At 60.1% G+C, this 22716-nt stretch carries 30 protein-coding genes; 9 read left to right on the top strand and 21 right to left on the bottom strand.

The annotated features are described in order from the left end of the window. Positions 1–54: 54 nt before the first annotated feature. Positions 55–909 carry an RNA polymerase sigma factor RpoH gene (gene rpoH, locus ACA068_RS27680; protein WP_007897890.1) on the top strand — a complete coding sequence of 285 codons (855 nt, stop codon included), beginning with the start codon at positions 55–57 and terminating at the stop codon, positions 907–909. Between the two features lie 67 nt (positions 910–976). On the opposite strand, the gene mtgA is transcribed toward rpoH, so the two are convergent. Further along, the gene (gene mtgA / locus ACA068_RS27675) at positions 977–1699 is read right to left on the bottom strand and encodes a monofunctional biosynthetic peptidoglycan transglycosylase (protein WP_497306145.1); all 723 of its coding nucleotides are present in this window, start codon (positions 1697–1699) and stop codon (positions 977–979) included. A gap of 74 nt (positions 1700–1773) precedes the next feature. On the opposite strand from mtgA, the gene ACA068_RS27670 reads away from it, so the two are divergent. From ACA068_RS27670 to trmB, 4 genes are all read left to right on the top strand, one after another. Further along, a complete protein-coding gene (locus ACA068_RS27670; RefSeq protein WP_497306143.1) occupies positions 1774–2145 on the top strand; it encodes a DUF423 domain-containing protein in 372 nt (123 codons plus the stop codon). 90 nt (positions 2146–2235) lie between these two features. Then, complete coding sequence (thiS, locus tag ACA068_RS27665) at positions 2236–2436, top strand: sulfur carrier protein ThiS (protein WP_454246176.1); 201 nt, start codon at positions 2236–2238, stop codon at positions 2434–2436. 60 nt (positions 2437–2496) lie between these two features. Next, positions 2497–3291, top strand: coding sequence for a thiazole synthase (locus ACA068_RS27660; RefSeq protein WP_007897902.1), 795 nt, complete (start codon positions 2497–2499; stop codon positions 3289–3291). A 9-nt stretch (positions 3292–3300) separates the two neighbouring features. Further along, positions 3301–4026, top strand: a complete 726-nt coding sequence (trmB, locus tag ACA068_RS27655) for a tRNA (guanosine(46)-N7)-methyltransferase TrmB (RefSeq protein ID WP_497306140.1) — start codon at positions 3301–3303, stop codon at positions 4024–4026. A gap of 131 nt (positions 4027–4157) precedes the next feature. On the opposite strand, the gene ACA068_RS27650 is transcribed toward trmB, so the two are convergent. The 11 genes from ACA068_RS27650 to ACA068_RS27600 form a co-directional block, all read right to left on the bottom strand. Further along, complete coding sequence (locus ACA068_RS27650) at positions 4158–4706, bottom strand: RNA 2'-phosphotransferase (RefSeq protein WP_497306138.1); 549 nt, start codon at positions 4704–4706, stop codon at positions 4158–4160. Positions 4707–4863: 157 nt separating this feature from the next. Beyond that, positions 4864–5187: a DUF3392 domain-containing protein gene (locus ACA068_RS27645; protein ID WP_084322429.1), complete on the bottom strand. Its 324-nt coding sequence runs from the start codon at positions 5185–5187 to the stop codon at positions 4864–4866. Positions 5188–5209: 22 nt separating this feature from the next. Next, positions 5210–6415, bottom strand: a complete 1206-nt coding sequence (gene hemW, locus ACA068_RS27640) for a radical SAM family heme chaperone HemW (protein WP_497306136.1) — start codon at positions 6413–6415, stop codon at positions 5210–5212. Continuing rightward, on the bottom strand, positions 6412–7008 hold the full coding sequence (rdgB, locus tag ACA068_RS27635) for an RdgB/HAM1 family non-canonical purine NTP pyrophosphatase (RefSeq protein WP_497306134.1): 597 nt from the start codon (positions 7006–7008) through the stop codon (positions 6412–6414). The genes hemW and rdgB overlap by 4 nt, the downstream gene beginning before the upstream one ends. Further along, complete coding sequence (locus ACA068_RS27630; RefSeq protein ID WP_497306132.1) at positions 7005–7439, bottom strand: DUF4426 domain-containing protein; 435 nt, start codon at positions 7437–7439, stop codon at positions 7005–7007. The genes rdgB and ACA068_RS27630 overlap by 4 nt, the downstream gene beginning before the upstream one ends. Positions 7440–7465: 26 nt before the next feature. Next, positions 7466–8086, bottom strand: coding sequence for a methionine biosynthesis protein MetW (metW, locus tag ACA068_RS27625; protein ID WP_027926558.1), 621 nt, complete (start codon positions 8084–8086; stop codon positions 7466–7468). A 7-nt stretch (positions 8087–8093) separates the two neighbouring features. Then, a complete protein-coding gene (gene metX / locus ACA068_RS27620) occupies positions 8094–9233 on the bottom strand; it encodes a homoserine O-succinyltransferase MetX (RefSeq protein WP_497306130.1) in 1140 nt (379 codons plus the stop codon). 182 nt (positions 9234–9415) lie between these two features. Next, positions 9416–9712, bottom strand: coding sequence for a DUF167 domain-containing protein (locus tag ACA068_RS27615; protein ID WP_415758753.1), 297 nt, complete (start codon positions 9710–9712; stop codon positions 9416–9418). Beyond that, positions 9712–10299: a YggT family protein gene (locus tag ACA068_RS27610; protein ID WP_497306128.1), complete on the bottom strand. Its 588-nt coding sequence runs from the start codon at positions 10297–10299 to the stop codon at positions 9712–9714. The genes ACA068_RS27615 and ACA068_RS27610 overlap by 1 nt, the downstream gene beginning before the upstream one ends. Positions 10300–10323: 24 nt before the next feature. Next, positions 10324–11142 carry a pyrroline-5-carboxylate reductase gene (gene proC / locus ACA068_RS27605; RefSeq protein ID WP_497306126.1) on the bottom strand — a complete coding sequence of 273 codons (819 nt, stop codon included), beginning with the start codon at positions 11140–11142 and terminating at the stop codon, positions 10324–10326. Between the two features lie 34 nt (positions 11143–11176). Beyond that, positions 11177–11863, bottom strand: coding sequence for a YggS family pyridoxal phosphate-dependent enzyme (locus ACA068_RS27600; protein WP_497306124.1), 687 nt, complete (start codon positions 11861–11863; stop codon positions 11177–11179). A 56-nt stretch (positions 11864–11919) separates the two neighbouring features. Here ACA068_RS27600 and ACA068_RS27595 point away from each other — a divergent pair, with 56 nt between their 5' ends. Next, positions 11920–12954, top strand: coding sequence for a type IV pilus twitching motility protein PilT (locus ACA068_RS27595; RefSeq protein ID WP_461977523.1), 1035 nt, complete (start codon positions 11920–11922; stop codon positions 12952–12954). A gap of 63 nt (positions 12955–13017) precedes the next feature. Here the strand turns inward: ACA068_RS27595 and ACA068_RS27590 are convergent, their stop codons facing one another. Continuing rightward, positions 13018–13635, bottom strand: a complete 618-nt coding sequence (locus ACA068_RS27590; protein WP_077747226.1) for a C40 family peptidase — start codon at positions 13633–13635, stop codon at positions 13018–13020. Positions 13636–13884: 249 nt separating this feature from the next. Here ACA068_RS27590 and ACA068_RS27585 point away from each other — a divergent pair, with 249 nt between their 5' ends. Beyond that, on the top strand, positions 13885–14316 hold the full coding sequence (locus ACA068_RS27585; RefSeq protein ID WP_497306122.1) for an NINE protein: 432 nt from the start codon (positions 13885–13887) through the stop codon (positions 14314–14316). A gap of 35 nt (positions 14317–14351) precedes the next feature. Here ACA068_RS27585 and ACA068_RS27580 read toward each other — a convergent pair whose 3' ends face one another. From ACA068_RS27580 to gshB, 8 genes are all read right to left on the bottom strand, one after another. After that, complete coding sequence (locus tag ACA068_RS27580; RefSeq protein WP_497306120.1) at positions 14352–15623, bottom strand: dihydroorotase; 1272 nt, start codon at positions 15621–15623, stop codon at positions 14352–14354. Next, positions 15620–16624: an aspartate carbamoyltransferase catalytic subunit gene (locus ACA068_RS27575; RefSeq protein WP_007897943.1), complete on the bottom strand. Its 1005-nt coding sequence runs from the start codon at positions 16622–16624 to the stop codon at positions 15620–15622. The genes ACA068_RS27580 and ACA068_RS27575 overlap by 4 nt, the downstream gene beginning before the upstream one ends. A gap of 27 nt (positions 16625–16651) precedes the next feature. After that, a complete protein-coding gene (gene pyrR / locus ACA068_RS27570; RefSeq protein WP_497306118.1) occupies positions 16652–17155 on the bottom strand; it encodes a bifunctional pyr operon transcriptional regulator/uracil phosphoribosyltransferase PyrR in 504 nt (167 codons plus the stop codon). Positions 17156–17235: 80 nt separating this feature from the next. After that, positions 17236–17673, bottom strand: a complete 438-nt coding sequence (ruvX, locus tag ACA068_RS27565; protein WP_003195067.1) for a Holliday junction resolvase RuvX — start codon at positions 17671–17673, stop codon at positions 17236–17238. Next, positions 17673–18245, bottom strand: coding sequence for a YqgE/AlgH family protein (locus tag ACA068_RS27560; protein ID WP_077747229.1), 573 nt, complete (start codon positions 18243–18245; stop codon positions 17673–17675). The genes ruvX and ACA068_RS27560 overlap by 1 nt, the downstream gene beginning before the upstream one ends. Before the next feature lie 161 nt (positions 18246–18406). After that, positions 18407–19402 carry an IS110 family RNA-guided transposase gene (locus ACA068_RS27555; RefSeq protein ID WP_497303007.1) on the bottom strand — a complete coding sequence of 332 codons (996 nt, stop codon included), beginning with the start codon at positions 19400–19402 and terminating at the stop codon, positions 18407–18409. Positions 19403–19721: 319 nt separating this feature from the next. Further along, positions 19722–20621, bottom strand: coding sequence for an energy transducer TonB (locus ACA068_RS27550; protein ID WP_497306115.1), 900 nt, complete (start codon positions 20619–20621; stop codon positions 19722–19724). Positions 20622–20698: 77 nt separating this feature from the next. Then, entirely contained in the window at positions 20699–21652 is a 954-nt protein-coding gene (gene gshB, locus ACA068_RS27545; protein WP_497306113.1) for a glutathione synthase, read from the bottom strand. Between the two features lie 235 nt (positions 21653–21887). On the opposite strand from gshB, the gene pilG reads away from it, so the two are divergent. Continuing rightward, positions 21888–22292: a twitching motility response regulator PilG gene (gene pilG / locus ACA068_RS27540; RefSeq protein WP_497306111.1), complete on the top strand. Its 405-nt coding sequence runs from the start codon at positions 21888–21890 to the stop codon at positions 22290–22292. 57 nt (positions 22293–22349) lie between these two features. Continuing rightward, positions 22350–22715: a twitching motility response regulator PilH gene (pilH, locus tag ACA068_RS27535; RefSeq protein WP_027926574.1), complete on the top strand. Its 366-nt coding sequence runs from the start codon at positions 22350–22352 to the stop codon at positions 22713–22715. The last annotated feature ends 1 nt before the right edge of the window (position 22716 follow it).

Genomic DNA, 22716 nt, shown 5'->3' with positions numbered 1-22716 from the left:
TCAATTTTCGCAGTGCTGAACTGCACGAGTTATGTAAGTCGGAGGTTTTTTCGTATGACCAATTCTTTGCAACCTGCATATGCTCTGGTCCCGGGTGCGAACCTGGAGGCCTATGTGCACACCGTGAACAGCATTCCATTGCTGACGCCGGAGCAGGAGCGTGAACTGGCCGAGAGTCTCTATTATGAGCAGGATTTGGGGGCGGCTCGGCAGATGGTGCTCGCCCACCTGCGTTTTGTTGTACATATCGCCCGTAGCTATTCCGGCTACGGCCTGGCTCAGGCTGACCTGATCCAGGAAGGCAACGTCGGCCTGATGAAGGCGGTGAAGCGCTTCAACCCGGAAATGGGTGTGCGTCTGGTTTCGTTCGCGGTGCACTGGATCAAGGCGGAAATTCACGAGTTCATACTGCGCAACTGGCGCATTGTGAAAGTCGCGACCACCAAGGCCCAGCGCAAGCTGTTCTTCAACCTGCGCAGCCAGAAGAAACGTCTGGCGTGGCTGAACAACGAGGAAGTCCACCGTGTGGCGGAAAGCCTCGGCGTAGAGCCGCGGGAAGTGCGTGAGATGGAAAGTCGCCTGACCGGCCATGACATGGCCTTCGACCCGGCCGCGGAAGCGGACGACGACAGTGCATTCCAATCGCCGGCCAACTACCTGGAAGACCACCGGTACGACCCGGCCCGTCAGCTGGAAGATGCCGACTGGAGCGACAATTCGAACCACAACCTGCACGAAGCGCTTGAAGTGCTGGACGACCGCAGCCGTGACATCCTCTACCAGCGCTGGCTGGCGGAAGAAAAAGCTACGCTGCATGACCTGGCGCAGAAGTACAACGTCTCGGCCGAGCGTATTCGTCAGCTCGAGAAGAGCGCGATGAATAAGCTCAAGTTGTCGATTGCCGCATAACCTGCGCGCAGGCATAAAAAAACGCCCCGATCATTGATCGGGGCGTTTTTGTTTATGCATCAAAAAATCACTGAGCCCAAGGTGCGCGGCGTGAATCATTGATGCCTACCAGATAGCTATCGCCACCGAGCTGACTCATCTGCCGTCGAATCCATCCCGCTCGCCGTGCGACGTAGTTAGTTGGATGACTCGCACTCCACACCCGCGGGTTAGGCAGTACCGCCGCCAGCAAACTCGACTGCTGTCGAGAAAGCGATTTGGCACCAACACCAAAGTGATGCCGGGCCGCCGCTTCCGCGCCAAACACCCCGTCATCCCACTCGACGCTGTTCAGGTACACCTCAAGAATCCGCTGCTTGGGCCACAACACCTCGATCAACCCGGTGAACCAGGCCTCCAGTCCTTTACGCAGCCAACTGCGGCCGGACCACAAAAACAGATTCTTCGAGACTTGCTGGCTCAGGGTGCTGGCGCCGCGAATCGAACCGCCAAGCTCGTTATGGGCCAGGGCTTTCTGGATCGCCCCAAAGTCAAAACCCCAATGCTCCGGGAATTTCTGATCCTCACCCGCAATGACCGCGACTTTCAGATCGTCAGAGATTTCATCCCAAGGCTTCCAGGTGCGTTGCAGGTCGATGGGCTCGCCGTCGAACCAGGATTCGACCTTGCGCTCGACCATCAGCGCCGTTCCCGGTGGCGGTACCACGCGAAAAATCAACACCAGCAATACGCTGCCGCCCGCGAACCAGAGCAGGGCCTTTGTGAATCGTCGCAAAAATAAACGCAGCATAGAGATGGCTTGGCCGAACCCGTTGAGCGGGCCATTATACAGACCCTGTTGATCGAGTCTGACTGGAGTTCTTCATGCTGCGTGGCTTTCTGATGCTTGCCGCTTTCTTCGGCTTCACCGGTGTTGCTCTTGGCGCGTTCGCCGCCCACGGCCTGAAAAACCGTCTGACCCCCGAGTACCTGGCGATTTTCCATACCGGCGTCACCTACCAATTGGTGCACACCCTGGCGCTGCTGGGCGTGGCGCTGCTGGCCACGCAGATTCCGGGACGCTTGATCACTTGGGCAGGCGCCTCGTTTGCCATTGGCATCCTGCTGTTTTCCGGCAGTCTGTACCTGCTGACCCTGACCGGCGTCAGCAAGCTGGGGATCATCACACCCTTCGGCGGCCTGGCATTCCTGGTCGGCTGGTTCTGCGTGGGGCTTGCCGCCTGGCGGTTGAGCTGACCGGGCGGTCCATTTCATGACGAATGGCTTGGGTCGCCAAGACTGATCGGGCTAGAATGCCAGCCCCTAAAAATGATGGCGGCATTCGGTATGCGCATTCAGTTGAACGGCGAATCCCTTGAACTGCCCGACGGTGAAACCGTTGCGGCCCTGCTGACCCGTCTGGAACTGACCGGACGCCGGGTGGCGGTCGAACTCAATCTGGATATCGTCCCGCGCAGCCAGCATGCAGAAACCACGCTGAACGACGGCGATTCCATCGAAGTGGTCCACGCCATCGGCGGCGGCTAGCCGCCCGGCCCGCAAGGGCACAGAATTCTGCAAGAACCTCACCCCTACAGAGGATTTCCCATGAGCATCGTTCGTAGCGACAAGCCCTTCGTCCTGGCCGGTCGTACTTACCAGTCGCGTTTGCTGGTAGGCACCGGCAAGTACCGCGACATGGAAGAAACCCGCCTGGCCATCGAAGCCTCGGGTGCCGAGATCGTCACCTTCGCCGTGCGCCGTACCAACCTCGGCCAGAACCCGGGCGAACCGAACCTGCTCGAAGTCCTGTCGCCGGATCGCTACACCTTCCTGCCGAACACCGCCGGTTGCTTCGACGCGACCGAGGCTGTGCGCACCTGTCGCCTGGCCCGTGAGCTGCTCGGCGGCCACAACCTGGTGAAGCTGGAAGTGCTGGCGGACCAGAAAACCCTGTTCCCCAACGTGATCGAAACCCTCAAGGCCGCCGAAGTGCTGGTCAAGGAAGGTTTCGACGTGATGGTCTACACCAGTGATGACCCGATCATCGCCCGTCAACTGGCGGAAATCGGTTGCATCGCGGTCATGCCGCTGGCCGGCCTGATCGGCACGGGCCTGGGGATCTGCAACCCTTACAACCTGCAGATCATCCTCGAAGAAGCCAAGATCCCGGTGCTGGTGGATGCCGGTGTCGGTACCGCCTCCGATGCCACCATCGCCATGGAACTGGGTTGCGAAGCGGTGCTGATGAACTCGGCCATCGCCCATGCCCAGCAGCCGATCATGATGGCAGAAGCCATGAAACACGCCATCGTTGCGGGCCGCCTGGCCTACCTCGCCGGCCGCATGCCGAAAAAACTCTATGCCAGCGCCTCCTCGCCGCTGGATGGTCTGATCAAGTAAGAGCCATTGATGACTGAATCAAACGAAACGCCTATCCAGCCGGAAGAAGGCGACGAGCGCCAACACCGCCGCATCAAGAGTTTCGTGATGCGCGCCGGACGCATGACCGAAGGCCAGCAAAAAGGCCTGGAGCAGGGCACGCCGTTGTTCGTGTTGCCTCTGGCCGACGCGCCGGTGGACTTCGACCAGGTGTTCGGTCGCTCGGCGCCGCGCTCGCTGGAGATCGGTTTTGGCATGGGCCATTCGCTGCTGGAAATGGCCGCGGCCTCGCCAGAGCAGGATTTCATCGGTGTGGAAGTTCACCGTCCGGGTGTCGGCGCGCTACTCAACGGCGTGCTGACTCAGGGCCTGACCAACCTGCGGGTCTACGATTGCGACGCGATCGAAGTGCTCAACCGTTGCGTGGCCGATAACAGCCTCGATCGCCTGATGCTGTTTTTCCCGGACCCGTGGCACAAGAGCCGTCACCACAAACGCCGTATCGTTCAGGCCTCGTTCGCTGAGCTGGTGCGCAGCAAGTTGAAGGTCGGCGGCATTCTGCACATGGCCACCGACTGGGAACCCTACGCCGAGTACATGCTGGAAGTGATGAACGTCGCACCGGGTTATCGCAACCTGGCCGAAGACGGCAAATGCGTCCCGCGCCCAACCGAACGCCCGATCACCAAGTTCGAACGCCGCGGCGAACGTCTTGGGCATGGCGTGTGGGACCTGAAGTTCGAAAAACAGTCCTGAGCCGTAATGCAATAAAAACTGTGGGAGCGAGCCTGCTCGCGATAGCGGTCTGACAGTCAACGAAGATGTTGAATGTTAAGCCCTCATCGCGAGCAGGCTCGCTCCCACATTTGTTTTGTGTCGTTTTTTGCTTACAGAGGCGTGATGAATTTCACTGGCACTTGCTCAGTTAGCCAAACGCCATTCTCGGCCTGATAGAACTTGAAACCGTGCTCCAGCATCTGCAAGGCAGCGACCTGCAGAATGACCACTGTCCCATAGCGCTGGCCCACGGCACTGGCGGTTTCGACCTCTTGGGACAGGTGCACGTGATGCCGTGAACCCGCGATCAACCCTTGCTCGTTGATCGACGCCATGAACCGGGACGCGGTGCCGTGGTACAGCGTCGCGGGAGGGCGTTTTTCTTCGAATTGCAGGTCGACGGTTTTCGTTGAGTGGCCCTGGACGGCGCGGATGCGTTGGCCGTCTTCGGAGATCGAAAAGCGTTTCTTGTCACTGCTGTCGACGACCTGTTGGATCAATGGTCGATCCAGGGTTCTACCGTCGAGCGCCGCGCCGCTGATCAGCGCGTCGATAGCCGCCCAGCCGTCGGAGTCCAGTTTCAAGCCGATGGCCTGTGGCTCGTGGCGCAGCACATAGCTGAGAAATTTGCTTGTTTCATCCAGCAGCTTTTTACTCAAGATCTTCCCTGACGGTCAGCAATCAACGCGCTGATCTCAAAACCTGTAGGAGCTGAGCTTGCTCGCGAACGCGGTTTGACAGTCAGCATAAATGTTGAATGTCAGGGCCTCTTCGCGGGCAAGCCTCGCTCCTACAGGTTTTGTGTTGGGTTCGGGTTCAGCGGCGGTCTGCGACGACGCCGATCAGCACCAGCACCACCAACAACACTGGCGCCAGGCTGTAGTTGTTGAACTGGCTCAGGCCTTTGATGATCCACGGGGTGGCATAGATCAACGCGACGCCGCTGCCGACCATGCACAGCAGGGCCATTAGCGGGACGCGCAAGGCGCCGGCGATGCTGCCCAGACGTTGGTCGACCCAGCCTTTGATATCGGCGCCAAACAACACCAGCAGGCAGCCCACCAGCGCCAGAGAGATTTCCGACAGGTTGCTGCGGCTCCAGCGGGAGACGGTGGCGAGCAGGTCGAGTATCAAATCCATTCGTTTTCCCCTAAGGCTGAAATCAGCTCAGAAATATTTGCAGCAAGTCATTGAGAAACAGCTGTCCGCGATCGGTCGCCGCCAGACGTGACGGTTCGACCAGCAACAAGCCGCTTTGTTCGGCTTCCCGGCGGCCTTCTGCGAGGCTTTCCAGGCTCAGTCCGGTGCGTTGCGGATACAGCCGCGATTCGACGCCCTCGGTCAGGCGCAAGGCATTCATCAGGAACTCGAACGGCAGTTCATCGTTGGTCAGCGCTTTCTCGCCAGCCTTGAAGCTTTTCGCAGGGTTCAGGTAATCCTTCGGCAGGCGAGTCTTCCAGGTGCGCACGATGCGCCCGTCGGGATGGCTGAGTTTGCCGTGGGCGCCGGCACCGATGCCGATGAAGTCGCCGAAGCTCCAGTAATTTAGGTTATGACGTGCCGGACGACCGGGCTGGGCATACGCTGAGACTTCGTATTGCGCGTAACCGTGTTCGGCGAGCAGCGCCTGGCCGGCTTCCTGAATGTCCCACAGCGTGTCGTCTTCCGGCAGCGTCGGCCGCTGGTTCCAGAACACCGTGTTCGGCTCCAGCGTCAGTTGATACCAGGACAGATGCGTCGGCTTCAGGGCGATTGCCTGGCGCAGGTCGCTCAACGCGTCGTCCAGCGACTGATCGGGCAAGCCGTGCATCAAGTCTAGGTTGAAGTTATCGAACCCGGCCTGACGCGCCATGCCGGCAGCACGCACCGCTTCGTCGCCGTTGTGAATTCGCCCTAGGGCCTTGAGTTTTTCTTCCTGAAAGCTCTGGATGCCGATCGACAGGCGATTGATGCCCAGGGCGCGGTAGGCGACGAATTTCTCTTGCTCGAACGTGCCGGGATTGGCTTCCAGGGTGATTTCAATGTCGCTGGCGAACGGAATCCGCTGCTCGACGCCTTTGAGCAAACGGCCCAAGGCTTCGGCGCTGAACAGGCTCGGCGTGCCGCCACCGAAGAAAATCGAGCTCAGCTCACGACCGTAAACCGCGTGCAGGTCCTGATCGAGGTCCGCCAGCAACGCGTCGACGTATTCCTGCTCCGGCAGCACGGGGCTGGCGGTGTGGGAATTGAAATCGCAATAAGGGCATTTGCGCACACACCACGGGATGTGGATGTACAGCGCCAGGGGCGGCAGCACGGTGAGCGCGGCCCGAGGCGATTGGGCGGCGCCGCCGAAAATCAGCGGTGACGCGGATGAGTCGTGGGTCATATCAGGCCTAGACGCTGGCGCAGCAGATCCATTGCACGGGCGCGGTGGCTGATGAGGTTCTTTTCGCTGGGGCTCAGCTCGGCGCTGGAGCAATCACGCTCTGGCACCCAGAACAGTGGATCGTAGCCAAAACCATGTTCGCCGCTGGCCGCCGGCAAGATGCGCCCGTGCCACAGACCTTCGCAGAGGATCGGCAGCGGGTCGTCGGCATGTCGCACCAGCGCCAGAACGCAGACGAACTGTGCGCCGCGTTCGGCTTCTGGCACATCCTTCAACGCGTCGAGCAGTTTGGCGTTGTTCGCCGCATCGCCCTGGCCATCCGCGTAACGAGCCGAATAGATACCCGGCGCACCGCCAAGGAAATCCACCGCCAGCCCGGAATCGTCGGCCAGCGCCGGCAGACCGGAGATGCGCGCGGCATTGCGGGCCTTGAGGATGGCGTTCTCGACGAACGACAAGCCGGTTTCTTCAGGCTCGACGCTGCTGAACTCGCCGATCGAGCGCAGTTGCACCGACTCGCCGAGCATGGCCTGGAGTTCCTTGAGTTTGCCGGCGTTGTGGCTGGCCAGTACGAGTTGCGTGAAGTTGATCATTCGCCGGGGAAAAGCTCTTGGTTGAAATTGATGGTGTTGATTTTGTCGCCGTTCTGCACCTTGATCTCGAAGGTGCGGACTTCCTGCTGATCGACCGGGAACTGGGCGATGTAGTAGATCGCGCCTTGTTCGGTGATCTGTTTGAATTTCAGCGGCACGCTTTGGCTGGTCAGGTCTTTGACCGTACCGCTGACCTGAGCCATCAGCGGTTTGCCTTCCTTGATCACCGATACGTTGATCACGCCTTGGTTCTTGCTGCGGGTGAGTTCCGCGGCTTTAGCGATATCAGGGGTCAGGAAGGTCGAGTTGAAGGTGTTGTAATGCACCGTCACATCACCAAATTTTTCCTGACGATCACCTTTGATGACGTCGGCGGCCATGGCCGTGACGCTCAGGCAGGCAGTAAGTACAAACAGCGCTAGACGACCCATGTTCGTTCTCCTCGAAGTGTCGTGACTCAGACCGCGACCTTGTGGTCTTGCAGCCCGGGGCTGCTGACGCGGTAAATACCGATTTCACCTAACAGATTAGGCCATAGCTTACTGGCCCACCCGTGGCGGTGCTGTTGATCCACGGCCAGCCGATCAATGACCTTGGCTTCACGTTCGCGACAAAGTGCTTCAAAGTCTTCGAAGGTGCAGAAGTGGATGTTCGGCGTGTTGTACCAGGTGTACGGCAGAAACTCGGACACCGGCATCCGGCCCTTGCTCGCCAGGTACCAGCGGCAGCGCCAGTGACCGAAGTTGGGGAAGGTGATGATGCACTGGCGGCCGACCCGCAGCATTTCGTCGAGGATCTTGTCCGGGTAATGCACCGCTTGCAGCGCCTGGGTCATGACCACGATGTCGAAGCTGTTGCTGGCGAAGTTGCCCAGACCCTTGTCCAGGTCCTGCTCGATCACGTTGATGCCCTTGGCCACGCATTCGGCGATGTTGTCCGGGTCGTTTTCCAGGCCATAGCCGGTCACTTGTTTGTTATCGCGCAGCCAGGTCAGCAGTTCGCCGTCGCCGCAACCGAGGTCGAGCACGCGGCTGCCGGCGGGGATCCATTCCTGGATGATTTCCAGATCAGCTCTCATGGCTTTCTCACAACGTAATGCGGTTCATGTAATTGCTGAAGGCCTGCAAGTAACGCGGGATCGGAATCAGGAAGGCGTCGTGGCCTTGCGGAGCGTCGATCTCGAGGTAGCAGACGTCTTTCTTGGCCGCCATCAGCGCGTCCACCAGTTCCCGCGAGCGGGCAGGGGAGAAGCGCCAGTCGGTGGTGAAAGACATCACGCAGAACTTGGCCTGTGCATGGGCGAAGGTTTTCGCCAGGTCATCGTCGAAGTTCGCCGCCGGATCGAAGTAGTCCAGCGCCTTGGTCATCAGCAGGTAGGTGTTGGCGTCGAAACGCCCGGAGAACTCTTCGCCTTGATAACGCAGGTAGCTTTCGACCTGGAACTCGACGCTGTGGAAGTCGTAGTTGAGCTTTTCGCTCTTCAGGCCACGGCCGAATTTCTCACCCATCGAGTCATCGGACAGGTAGGTGATGTGCCCGACCATCCGCGCCAGCATCAAGCCGCGCTTGGGGATCACGCCCGCCTCCTGGAACGAGCCGCCGTGGAATTCGGGGTCGGTGAGGATCGCCTGGCGCGCCACTTCGTTGAAGGCGATGTTCTGCGCCGACAACTTGGGGGCCGAGGCGATGGCCAGGCAATGGCGAATGCGTTCGGGGTAGGTGATGCTCCACTGCATCGCCTGCATGCCGCCGAGGCTGCCGCCAATCACGGCGGCCCATTGGCTGATGCCGATCCGGTCCGCCAGGCGCGCCTGACTGTGCACCCAGTCTTCCACGGTCAGCACCGGGAAGTCGGCGCCGAACGGCTTGCCGGTCTCCGGGTTGGTGCTGCTGGGGCCGGTGGAGCCGTTGCAGCCGCCGAGGTTGTTCAGGCTGACCACGAAGAATTTGTTGGTGTCGATCGGCTTGCCAGGGCCGATGCAGCTGTCCCACCAGCCGGGTTTGCGGTCGTCGGGGCTGTGGAAGCCGGCAGCGTGATGATGACCGGACAAGGCGTGGCAGATCAGCACGGCGTTGCTCGCCGTGGTGTTCAGCGTGCCGTAGGTTTCGTAAATGAGGTCATAAGCTGGGAGCGAACGGCCGCAGGCCAGGGCCAGGGGTTCACTGAAGTGCGCCACTTGCGGCGTCACCAGACCAACAGAATCGGCGGGAAAGGCAGTTGGCATCGACCCTGCTCTCGTTGAAATGAGGCGTAAGTCTAAAGACCGCTGCCCCTAGCAGCAAGCAAAGGGCGGGCCTGATTTCATTCAGCGGGACCGAGGTGCGGCATTCGCGGGCAAGCCTCGCTCCTACAGGGATTGCGTAATCTTGTAGGCGCGAGGCTGGCCCGCGAAGAACGATGACACGGTCAGCCTGCCGGACGCAGCAGATCCGGTAAATCCGGCAGCTTCTTCGGCGAACAGATCCGCACCCGCTTCTGCCGGTTCAACTCTCCGCTGATCAGACTGACCTGACTCTTGGACACCCCAAACGCCTTGGCCAAAAACGCGATCAGATACGCATTGGCCTTGCCTTCGACCGGTGGTGCGGTCAGGCGAATCTTCAGCCGATCACCGTGCAGCCCGCAGAAATCATCGCTGCGGGCCGCTGGTTGCAGGTGACATTCCAGAATCAGGTCGTCACCGTCCCAGCGAAAGTAGCTCATCAGATCAGGCCGAGCAGCCCCAGCGGCATGAGGGCGAAGTTCGCAAGGCGCGGGATCAGCCAGCTTTGCAGCAACTGGATCACGATAAACGCGAAGATCGGCGAGATGTCGAGGCCACCCAGGTTCGGAATGATCCGACGGAACGGGGCGAGTACCGGTTCAGTGATCTGCGCGACCAGCTCTGCACCCGGATTGTGGCTCCCCGGGGCGACCCAGGACAGAATCACGCTGATGATCATCGCCCAGAAAATAATATTCAAAAACAGCGAGAAGAGGGCGATCAGGGCCCACGGCACCAGGAACAGCCAGTCGACCATGAAGCCTTTGAGCAGCAGGATCACCGCAATCAGCAGTATCTGAATGATCAGCGCCAATACCAGGGACGACATGTCCAGCCCGAACATGCTCGGGATGACCCGGCGCAGCGGCTTGAGCAGAGGTTGAGTGGCTTTCACGATGAACTGGCAGAGCGGGTTGTAAAAATTCGCCCGAACCAGTTGCAGGATGAAGCGCATCAGTACGATCAGCAGGTACAGGCTGCCCAGGGTTTTGATTATGAAAATGGCAGCGTCATTGAGTCCAAGCATCATTGATTCCTTTGTAAGAGCTGATTAGCGGCCAAGTTGCTCAGCCATCTCGGCCGAGCGGTGCGCAGCGGCACCGAGTGCTTTTTCCACCAGCGCTTCGAAGCCGCCGGCCTGGAACGATTTGATTGCCGCTTCCGTGGTGCCCGCAGGCGAGGTCACGCGACGACGCAGTTCTGCAGCGTCGACATCGCTGGCAACCGCCATGTGCGCAGCGCCCAGCGCGGTTTGCAGCGTCAGTTGGGCGGCGATGTCCGCTGGCAGGCCGAGCTTCACGCCGGCAGCGGTCATGGCTTCGATCAGCAGGAAGAAGTACGCCGGGCCCGAGCCGGAGACGGCGGTGACCGCGTCCAGTTGCTGCTCTTCGCTCAGCCACAGCGCAATGCCGACCGCCGACAACAGCTCTTCGGCCTGCTGACGTTGCTCAGCGTTGACTTCGGCCGTGGCAAACAAACCACTTACGCCCTGACGTAGCAGCGCCGGGGTGTTGGGCATGCAGCGCACGATCGGCTGGGCGCCGAGCCAGTTGTTCATGCTGGCGCAGGTGATGCCGGCCGCAATCGAAACCACCAGTTGATTCGGCTTCAGGCTCGGGCGAATCGCTTCGCACACGGCTTTCATCGCCTGGGGTTTGACCGCCAGCACGACCACGTCAGCGCCTTGAATGGCATCGGCGTTTTCAGCGAAAACTTCAACGCCGTGTTCGGCCTGCACCTTGGCACGGGTTTCGGCGCCCGGATCGCTGGCGCGGATCTGTGCGGCGTCCAGGCCTTTGGCGCGCAGGCCGCCGATCAGGCTGGCGGCCATGTTTCCGGCACCGATAAAGGCAATACGAGTCTTGCTCATGTCAGGTCCTTATAAAGAGAGGCGTCAGCCATTGTCATGGTTGACCGTAGTCGCGGGCGCCAAACAGGGCCGTACCGATGCGGACCCAAGTGGCGCCCTGGGCGATGGCCGACTCGAGGTCGTGGCTCATGCCCATGGAAAGTGTGTCGAGCGGCAGGTTCAGGCTGGCTTGCAGGCTTTGTACGGCAGCAAAAGCGGCGTCCTGGACGGCGCGATCGTCAGTCGGCTCAGGGATCGCCATCAACCCGCGCAACTGGATGCGCGGCAATTCGCTGATGGCCTTGGCCAGGGCCGGCAGGTCGGCCGGGGTGCAGCCGGATTTGCTGGTTTCACCGCTGACGTTGACCTGGATGCAGATGTTCAAGGGCGGCAGGTCGGCAGGGCGTTGTTCGGACAGGCGTTGTGCGATTTTCAAGCGATCCACGGAATGCACCCAGGCGAAGTGCTCGGCGATAGCGCGAGTCTTGTTCGATTGAATGGGGCCGATGAAGTGCCAGATCAAGGGCAGGTCGGCCAATTCGAGCTGTTTGCCCAGGGCTTCCTGCAGATAGTTTTCGCCAAAGTCACGAATCCCGGCGGCATGGGCTTCACGCAGGGCTGCGGCGGGCTTGGTCTTGCTCACGGCCAGCAGCTGGACGCTGTGTTCGTCGCGGTGGGCGGCGAGGGCGGCGGCGTGGATGCGCGAACTAACCTGAATAATGTTGTCTGCTATCGTGGACATCAAGAGGCGCCGGCGGTTTGAAGGTTGGCGGCATTCTACTGGAATTGAGGAGCGCTATGGATATCACTGAGCTGCTGGCCTTCAGCGCTAAACAGGGCGCGTCCGACCTGCACCTGTCTGCCGGCCTGCCACCAATGATTCGTGTTGACGGCGATGTGAGGCGCATCAACCTGCCGGCCCTGGACCACAAACAGGTGCATGAACTGATCTACGACATCATGAACGACACCCAGCGGGTGGACTTCGAGAAACACCTGGAAACTGATTTTTCCTTCGAAGTGCCCGGTGTGGCGCGTTTCCGGGTCAACGCCTTCAACCAGAACCGGGGGGCGGGTGCGGTGTTCCGGACCATCCCGTCGAAAGTCCTGAGCATGGACGACCTCGGCATGGGCGAGGTGTTTCGCAAGATTACCGAGGCGCCGCGCGGGCTGGTGCTGGTGACGGGCCCCACCGGGTCCGGCAAGTCCACCACCCTGGCGGCGATGATCGATTACCTGAACAACCATCGCCATCACCACATCCTCACCATCGAAGACCCGATCGAGTTCGTCCACGAATCGCGCAAATGCCTGATCAATCAGCGCGAAGTCCATCGCGATACCCGCAGCTTCGCCACGGCCCTGCGTTCGGCCCTGCGGGAAGATCCGGACGTGATTTTGGTCGGGGAGATGCGCGATCTGGAAACCATCCGCCTGGCACTGACGGCCGCCGAGACCGGTCACCTGGTGTTCGGCACGCTGCACACCACGTCAGCGGCGAAGACCATCGACCGGGTGGTGGACGTGTTTCCGGGGGACGAGAAGTCGATGGTGCGTTCGATGCTGTCCGAGTCGTTACTGGCGGTGGTGTCGCAGACCCTGATCAAGAAGATCGGCGGTGGGCGCATTGCGGCACACGAAATCATGCTTGGCACGTCGGCGATCCGTAACCTGATCCGCGAAGACAAGGTGGCGCAGATGTACTCGTCGATTCAGACCGGGGGCAACCTGGGGATGCAGACGCTGGATATGTGCTTGAAGGAACTGGTGACCAAGGGCTTGATCAGTCGGGAGCATGCGCGGGAGAAGGCGCGGTCGCCGGATAATTTCTGAGGGTGGAATGCGGACCTGTGGCGAGGGGACAAGTCCCCTCGCCACAAGGAAGGCGTCAGCAGATCAGCGCTGAACCACCTGAAGGGTGTTCTTCTCTTTCGGTAGAACCCGCTTGGCAACCACGTAGTGGCTTTCCCAGTACGGTTTCTTCAGAGTGTCGATGGTCACCGACTTGCCACGGCGCGGTGCGTGGATAAAGCGGTCGTTGCCCAGGTAGATGGCAACGTGATTGACCCGACGGCTCTTGATGTTGAAGAAAATCAGGTCGCCCGGCTTCAGATCCTTGCGATCGACTTTCTCGCCATGACCGCTGGCCATGGCATTGGACGTGCGTGGCAGGTCAAACGTGGCATCGTTGAACGCGTATTTCACCAGGCCGCTGCAATCGAACCCTTTACTTGGGCTGCTGCCGCCCCAACGGTAAGGTGTACCGAGGACGTTGACGGCGCGACTCAACACGTTGCTGCTTTCCTTGGTCGCCATCGGCGGAACAAGGCTGCTTTTGCTAGCCAGCTGTGGAGCACGTTTTTCGGTTTTCTTGTTTTTGCTCGAAGGAGCAGAAACATGAGATTTTTGGGTGTAACCATTAACGTTTGGAAGACGTTGCTCACGATTGGTGGCGTGGGCGGCCAGTGGCATCAAAAGGCAAATGGTTAGCCATGTCTTGAAAAATGGACGCATTAGGCAAGGCTCATATGGGTTAGCGCGCAACTTTATAACAGCTTTTTTTGTCCTTCCGAGGCCGTTGGTCGATTCAACTTGTGGTCAACGGAACCAAATAAGCGGCAAATGGACGCAATTGTCGGACAGGAGTCAGGTGGTATAAGGCTTTGACGGAACCCACGTTAACATTTGCCATACGTCGGCAACCTGTAAAAAAGTCACAAAGAATTCAAGAATATTTATCTATCGTGTGAATCGAGGTCCTTCATGAACACCTATCAACAGGCTGGCCAGCAGCAAGATACGCACAGCAAAATGATCGGCTACCTGCTGTGGATTTTTGGTTTTACCGGGGCGCACCGCTTCTATTACGGCAAGCCGGTGACCGGGACGATCTGGTTTTTCACCTTTGGATTGCTGGGGATTGGCTGGCTGATCGACGTGTTCCTGATCCCGGCCATGGACCGTGAAGCGGACCTGCGTTTTACCGCCGGGCCTATCGAGTACAACGTGGCGTGGATTCTGCTGACGTTTCTCGGGATATTCGGCGTACACCGGATGTATCAGGGGAAGTGGATCAGCGGATTGCTTTACCTGGTGACGGGCGGGTTGTTCTTTCTGGGGGTTTTGTATGACTTCTGGACGCTGAATGACCAGGTTTCCGTGCGCAACGCGCAGAATCGCGGCACTTTCCAGTAACTTGTGGCGAGGGAGCAAGCTCCCTCGCCACAGTGTTACGCCTGGTGGCTAATCCGCCCATCCACCAGGGTGTAGCGCACGACGCTTGGCAGGCTGTGGCCAATGAACGGGCAGTTTTCGCCTTTGGACAGCCAGGTTTCGCCTGCCACGGTCGAAGCCGCCGGATCAAACAGCACGATGTCCGCTGGTCCACCCACGGCCAACTTACCGGCCGGCAGGCGCAACGCCTCGGCAGGCCCGGCGCTGAGGCGCGCCAACAATGTCGGCAGATCCAGCAACCCATCCTCCACCAGCGTCATCGCCAGCGGCAGTAGCAGTTCAACACTGCTGATGCCCGGTTCGGTCGCGCCAAACGGCGCCAGTTTGGCGTCCCGTTCGTGGGGCTGGTGATGGCTGGAGATGGCCGAAACCACGCCCGACTTGACCGCTGCGCGCAAGCCATCGCGGTCGGCGCGGGTGCGCAGCGGTGGCTGGACGTGATAGAGGCTGCTGAAGTCGATCAGCGCTTCGTCGGTCAGGATCAGTTGATACAACGCCACATCGGCGGTCACCGGCAGGCCGCGAGCCTGGGCTTGAGCAATCAGGGCCACGCCGCGGGCGCTGGTGAGCTGGCTGAAGTGCGCACGCACGCCGCTTTGCTCGACCAGCAGCAGGTCTCGGGCCAGGGCCACTGTTTCAGCGGTTTCCGGAATGCCCGGCAAGCCGAGGAAACTGGCGGTCGGGCCTTCATGGGCCAAACCACCTTCAGCCAGGTCGTGGTCCTGCGAGTTGAAAATCACCGTCAGGTCGAAGGTCGCCGCATATTCCAGCGCCCGGCACAACGTGCGGGTGTTGCGGAAGCTCTCCAGGCCGTTGCCGAAGGCCACACAGCCGGCATCGCGCAAGGCGACCAGCTCGGCCAGTTGCTCGCCGTCCAGGCCTTTGCTCAGGGCGCCGATGGGGAATACTTTGGTGTTGCCGGCCTCGCGGGCGCGGTCAAGGATCAGTTCGGCCACGGCCGAAGTATCGAGCACCGGTTTGGTTTTCGGCGGGCAGCACAGGCTGGTCACGCCACCGGCCGCGGCCGCGCGGGTTTCGCTGACGATCGAGCCTTTGCGGCTATAACCCGGCTCACGCAGGGCGACGTTCAGGTCAACCAGGCCGGGGGCAGCCACCAGGCCTTTGGCGTCAATGGTGTCGACGGGCACAAAACCGGCGGGCGCGGCGCCAAGTGCGACGACCTTGCAGGCTTCAATATGGATATCGGTAACTTGATCCAGGCCGCTGGCCGGGTCGATGACACGTGCGCCGAGAATGCTGAGCTTCACTGGGCGTTCTCCTGCTCGAATTGGCGCTGGGCAGTCTGCCCGCTCATGGCCATGGACAACACGGCCATACGAATCGCAATACCGTAGGTGACCTGGTTGAGGATCACCGAGTGCGGGCCGTCGGCTACCGCCGACTCAATCTCCACCCCGCGGTTTATCGGTCCTGGGTGCATGACGATGCAATCCGGTTTGGCTCCGGCCAGGCGCGCGGTGGTCAGGCCGAACAGGCGGTAGAACTCGCCCTCGCTTGGCAGCAGGCCGCCGGTCATGCGCTCACGTTGCAGGCGCAGCATGATCACAACGTCGACGTCTTTCAGGCCTTCGGTCATGTCGGTGTAGACCTTCACGCCGTATTGCTCGATGCCGATCGGCAGCAGGGTTTTCGGCGCGATCACGCGGATGTCCGGGCAACCGAGGGTTTTCAGCGCCAGCATGTTCGAGCGCGCCACCCGCGAGTGCAGGATGTCGCCGACGATGGCTACGGAAAGGTTTTCAAAGCCGCCCTTGTGCCGACGAATCGTCAGCATGTCGAGCATGCCCTGGGTCGGGTGGGCGTGACGGCCGTCGCCGCCGTTGATGATCGCCACTTGCGGGCAGACATGTTCGGCGATGAAGTGCGCCGCACCGGAATCACCGTGGCGCACGACGAACATGTCGGCCGCCATGGCTTCCAGGTTGCGCAGGGTGTCGAGCAGGGTTTCGCCCTTGCTCGCCGACGACGTTGACACGTTCAGGGTGATGACGTCGGCCGACAGGCGCTGGGCCGCCAGCTCGAAGGTGGTGCGGGTGCGGGTGGAGTTCTCGAAGAACACGTTGCACACGGTCTTGCCGCGCAGCAACGGGACTTTTTTCACCGCCCGGGCGCCGACTTCGAGGAACGAGTCGGCGGTGTCGAGGATTTCCGTCAGCAACTCGCGGCGCAAACCGTCGAGCGAGAGGAAGTGGCGCAGCTGGCCCTGATCATTGAGCTGCAGCGGGCGCTTGGTTTCTAGAGGCGTCATCGCGAGGGGGACTCTCAATAGGGCGAATTAAAGGGCGAGGTCTTGCAGTTCGAGCTTGAGCTCCGGGCCGGACAGCTTCACCCGCTCGTGGGCCGCAAGCGCCAGCGTCGCGCCGACCACGTTCGGGCGGATCGGCAGCTCGCCGGCGTCCAGGTCCAGCAGGCACACCAACGTCACGCTGGCCGGGCGGCCGTAGTCGAACAGTTCATTCATGGCGGCGCGGATGGTCCGGCCGCTCATCAGCACGTCGTCGATCAGCACCAGGTGCTGGCCTTCGATTTCGAACGGCAGGGCGGAGGGGCGCACTTGCGGGTGCAGGCCGTTCTGGCTGAAGTCGTCGCGGTAGAAGGACACGTCCAGGGTGCCGAGGGGCGAGTCGCTGCCCAGTTCATCGAGCAACGCCTGGGCGACCCAGACGCCGCCAGTACGAATGCCGATGTAACGCGGTTCGCTGATGCCACGGTGTTCCAGGTGTGCCTTGAGACGGATCGCCATCTGGCTGATCAGTTCGGCGGGATTGGGCAGGCTCATGGTTGCTCCTTCTTGGGCCCGAGCCGGTGCGTGCGGGGTTTGGCTCGGGTTGTCGCTAAGAGAGACGCTGTGACGGCGCTTCAGGATTCGAACAGTGCGGTGTTTTCGTCGAGCCAGCCTTGCAACAGCAGGGCGGCGGCGATGGCGTCGACCGGGTTGTCGCGGTAGCTGCCCTTTTGTCCGCCCCGATCACGCCGCTCGCCCTTGGCTTCAAAGGTGGTCAGGCGCTCATCGTGGGTATAGAAGGGCAGGTTGTAGCGGCCATTGAGGCGGCGGGCGAATTTCTCCGCGCGCAGGCACATGTCGCTCGGCGTGCCATCCATGTTCAGCGGCAGGCCGACGACGACAGCGTCGGGCTTCCACTCTTTAATGAGGGCTTCGACCTGATTCCAGTCGGGAACACCGTTTTGTGCCTTCAAGGTGCACAGCTCGCGGGCCTGGCCGGTAATCACCTGGCCGACCGCAACGCCGATCTGTTTGGTGCCGTAGTCAAAACCCAGAATCAGTCGCAGGGCCATCAGGCGTGCCCCGCCTGGCTGGTGAGCAGGCTGAGATTGACTCCGAGGTGCTTTGCCGCTGCATCCAGGCGCAGTTCGCTGCTGGTGTTGAACAGGATGTCGGCGTCGAACGGGCAGGTCAGCCAGGCGTTCTGCGCCAGCTCGGCTTCAAGTTGCCCGGCTTCCCAACCGGCGTAACCGAGGGCAATGACGCTTTTGGCCGGGCCGACGCCGTCAGCGATGGCGAACAACACGTCCTGGGAGGTAGACAAGGAAAGGTCGCCTTCCAGATCAACGGTCGCCTGAAAGGTCTTGCCGGAAGGGTGCAGGACAAAACCGCGATCGGTCTGCACCGGGCCGCCGATAAAGATCGGCACATGCTGGCAGAGCACGGGCGGTTCGATGTCGGGGCGCAATTGCTCGAGGATATCGGCCAGATTCAGGTCTTGCGGGCGGTTGACCACCAGCCCCATGGCACCATTGGCCGTGTGCTCGACGATGTAGGTCAAGGTGTGCGCAAAGTTCGGGTCGGCCATGTGAGGCATGGCGATCAGGAAGTGATGCTTGAGGTAGCTGGGGCTGACGTTCTTCATGAGCGCTAGTGTGGCGTTGGAGGGGCGAACTGACAAGCTGGGGATGCACAGCAAATGCCTGCGCAGGTGTCTTTTTGATTTGGGTTTGCTTGAGGGCCTCTTCGCGGGCAAGCCTCGCTCCTACAAAGTAAACACCGTACCTGTAGATACTCTGTTCACGGTCAAGCTTTCGCGAGATGTTTTTCGCTAAAAAGCTTGGCCGTATTAAATTCTTCTCCGGAACGCATGCATGCCCATAACCCGGTTAGGTATTTGCGCATGACCGCACCGATGGCCTGCATTTTCTTCTTGCCGCGCGCTACCAGAGCCTCGTAGAAGGCCTTCACATTCTCATCACAACGGATTGCCGTCATCGCCGGCATGAACATCGCTGCGCGCAAGTAAGCATTACCGCATTTGGACATTCGCCCTGGCCGGTTCACGCTGGTGCCTGACTGGGTCAACCTGACATCCAGGCCTGCATAGCGGCTTACCTGCGCCGATTTAAGCGTTACCGGAAGGGTCGTCAGCTCAGCCAGTGCGGCGATGGCTGAGGCCTCTCCAACGCCGGGGGCCGCCAGCATGCAGCGAAACTGCAAACTCAGATCCGGGCATTTGGCGATGGCATCACGTGCGGCTTTCTTCAAGCGATCAATCCGTGTGTCCAGCCCTGCAATCGCCTCTTTCTCATCCTCGATCAGCAGCTCCACACTCGTTTCTGTCGCTTGTAGCGCGTGTAATTCGTTTTTGGCTCGTGTTCGATGACCAATCAGCCGATTGATATGGCGGCCAATCGCACGCAACGTCATTTGATCGGTAGTAGGCGGAACCCAAAGCCTGGGAGTCATGCGCTCGCCATATTCAGCCAGCAATTGAGCGTCTATCTGGTCAGTTTTGCTGTTTTGCAGCATCACTTTTGCAAAATTGTGGAAGCTTTTGGGGTTGATCACCGAGACCGGCAGGCCGGCAGCGTGCAACTCCAATGCAAGATCCAGGTAGTAAATGCCAGTGGCCTCCATGACCACGCTCAGCGGTTTGAGACCTAACATCTTTGTCACGGCAGCCTTACGTCCTTTGGGCGTGTGCTGAATGTCCCACTGGCCTGATGTTTTACCGCTCTGCCGCCATCCCATGACAGACGTGCGCGCACCAATGTCTATGCCGATATGAATATTCATGCTTTTCACTTCCCTGACTTTCGGTAAGATTGCCCCTGGTTCCCCCGACCTCGAACTTCATGCCACTGCAACCTTGTAATGCGAAGTCCGACTTGTCGGCTTCTCGATACTCTTCGTGGTGGGCAATGAGGCGGGGGGGCCTCTCTACAGACAAGGTCAGGAGCAAATCCTGCCTTCAGGAGCGATCGGCCTCCCCCAGAAACGCACTTGCTTTTGTATGAATCCTTGAGCGTAACCTCTTTCGTTGGAATCAAGGTCAACATACAAGGAGCGAGGCTTGCCCGCGAAGGCGTCGGCCCAACCACCACAAATCAATCGATCAGTTACTCGAGAGCTTGTCCCCGCGCGCAAACTTCCAGGTCCGGATGATCTCCAGCCGGTCGATGTCCGACAAATCCCCGGTAAACGGTGAAAACGGTGCCGCCAGCCGCACAATCCGCTGCGCCGCCTGATCCAGCAACGGTTGCCCGGAGGATTCCAGCACCAGCACCTCATAAAGCGAGCCATCGCGGTTGATCGAGACCATCAGTCGCAAATTGCCGTAGATCTGCTTGCGCCGTGCCTCGTCGGGGTAATTCAGGTTGCCGATGCGCTCGACCTTCTTGCGCCATTCGTCCTTATACCAGGCGCCCTTGTCTTTCATGGTCGAAGCAGCGCTCAGGCGGTGGATACGCGGGCGCTTGGCGTACAGCTGCTGTTCGTTGGCCAGCTCCGCTTCCAGGCTGGCGATGTCGCTGGACAGCTGTTCACTGTCGAACGTCGGCGCGGCCACCGCGGGTTTGGTTAGGGGCTTGACCTCTTCGTTCTTCGCCGGGGCTTTTTTGGGCTTCGGCGCGACCGTGGTCACGGCAGCCTTGGGCGCTGCTTCCGGCACTGGCGGCTTGGCGGCCGGCGGTGGCGTGACTTTCTGCACCTTGTTGTCCTGGAACGGCGCGACCTCGGTGGTCTTGGGAATCGCCTTTTTATCCAGGGTGCCGCTGCCTTCCTGATTTTCCTGGGCGAGGAAATCAGCTTTCGCAGGCTTCTTTTCGCTTTTGAAGGTGGCGAGGGTGATTTCCAGGGTTTTGCTGATTTGCTTGGGTTCGACCATCGTAAAGCCGACACCCAACAGCAAGGCCAGGTGAATCAGCGCCGCGAGAAACAGGGTAAATCCGAGGCGATCGGCCGGGCGCACGCCACGATGGGCGAGTTCAGCGGGCAGATCGGACGGAAGTGTCATAACAAGGGAACCAACATCGCTTTTTTCACAGGCCGCGCATGATAACGCAATGTTGGTTTCATCTTGGCTGTTCTATATCAACGAGCCTTGAGCTTCTGATCGATGGCATCCATCAGCATCCCGCCAATGTCGGTGCCGAAGGCATTATCAATCTCGCGAATGCAGGTCGGGCTGGTGACGTTGATTTCGGTCAGGTGTTCGCCGATCACGTCGAGGCCCACGAACAACAGGCCTTTCTCACGCAGAGTCGGGCCGACTTGTGCGGCAATCCAGCGATCCTTGTCGGTCAGCGGGCGGGCTTCACCACGCCCGCCGGCCGCCAGGTTGCCACGGGTTTCGCCAGCGGCGGGGATCCGCGCCAGGCAGTAATCCACTGGCTCGCCGTCGATCATCAGGATGCGTTTGTCGCCGTCCTTGATCGCCGGCAGGTACGCCTGGCCCATGATCTGCTGGGTGCCCAGCGCGGTCAGGGTTTCCAGAATCACCGACAGGTTCGGATCGCCCGCGCGATGACGGAAGATCGAGGTGCCGCCCATGCCGTCCAGCGGCTTGAGGATCACGTCGCCGTGTTTGGCGGCGAATTCACGCAGTACGTCGGCGCGGCGGCTGACCACGGTCGGCGGCGTGCACTGCGGGAACAGCGTGGCGAACAGCTTTTCATTGCAGTCGCGCAGGCTCTGCGGCTTGTTGACCACTAGCACGCCCGCGCGCTCGGCTTGTTCCAGCAGGTACGTGGCGTAGACGAACTCCATGTCGAACGGCGGATCCTTGCGCATCAGGATCACGTCCAGATCGCTCAGCAGTGCGTCGGTCTCGGCTTCCAGTTCAAACCATTTTTCCGGGTTGGCGAAGACTTTCAGGGGACGCATCCGCGCACGTGCCTCGCCTTCGCCCTGATACAAATCGCGCTGTTCCATATAGAACAGCTCCCAGCCGCGCTTCTGTGCGGCCAGCAGCATGGCCAGCGAGCTATCCTTTTTATAGGAGATGCTGGCAATAGGATCCATGACAATCCCGACGCGAACGCTCATGGGTTTTTCCTCGAATTTGGGTGGTCCGAACGGACACGAAAAAGTGGCGTCAGAGTGGCGCTGAGTGTGTTCCCGGTCAAGGAAAAACCACTGTGCCAGTCGGCCGATAGATTGGTGTTGGAGACTGTGCTAAAAAGGCTGCCACGTGGTGCTGGCCCTTGAACATCAAGGGTTTCGAGCCACCGGTAACCGAAAAACGGACAATTTGATTCGCAAAGGCGACGGCAGAGCATTTATGGACCAGCATCCCAGCGCCTTGAAGGTCATGGTGATCGACGATTCGAAGACGATTCGCCGCACCGCCGAAACGCTGTTGAAGAACGTGGGTTGTGAAGTCATCACGGCCATCGATGGTTTCGATGCCCTGGCCAAGATTGCCGACAACCACCCCGGCATCATCTTTGTCGACATCATGATGCCGCGCCTGGATGGCTATCAGACGTGCGCGTTGATCAAGAACAACAGTGCGTTCAAGTCCACGCCAGTGATTATGCTGTCGTCCAAGGACGGGCTGTTCGACAAGGCCAAGGGGCGCATCGTCGGCTCCGATCAGTTTTTGACCAAGCCTTTCAGCAAGGAAGAACTGCTGAACGCGATCCAGGCCCATGTACCGGGCTTCGCCGCCGTTTTGCCGCAGTAGGATACTCACAGTGACGCTTGGCCAGCGGGCCTGGCGTTGACAAGAATGGGGAAGACCATGGCACGTATTCTGATCGTCGATGATTCGCCGACCGAAATGTACAAACTGACCGGCATGCTGGAAAAGCACGGTCATGAAGTGTTGAAAGCCGAAAACGGCGCTGACGGCGTGGCCCTGGCCCGCCAGGAAAAACCGGACGCGGTGCTGATGGACATCGTCATGCCCGGCCTCAACGGTTTCCAGGCGACCCGCCAGTTGACCAAAGACCCGGACACCGGGCACATCCCGGTGATCATCATCACCACCAAGGATCAGGAAACCGACAAAGTCTGGGGCACGCGCCAGGGCGCCAAGGATTACCTGACCAAGCCGGTCGACGAAGAGACCCTGATCAAAACCCTGAACAACGTGCTGGCCGGTTGAT

This window comes from Pseudomonas sp. LBUM1660, assembly GCF_059695935.1.
This window is presented reverse-complemented; position numbering and strand designations above follow the sequence as displayed.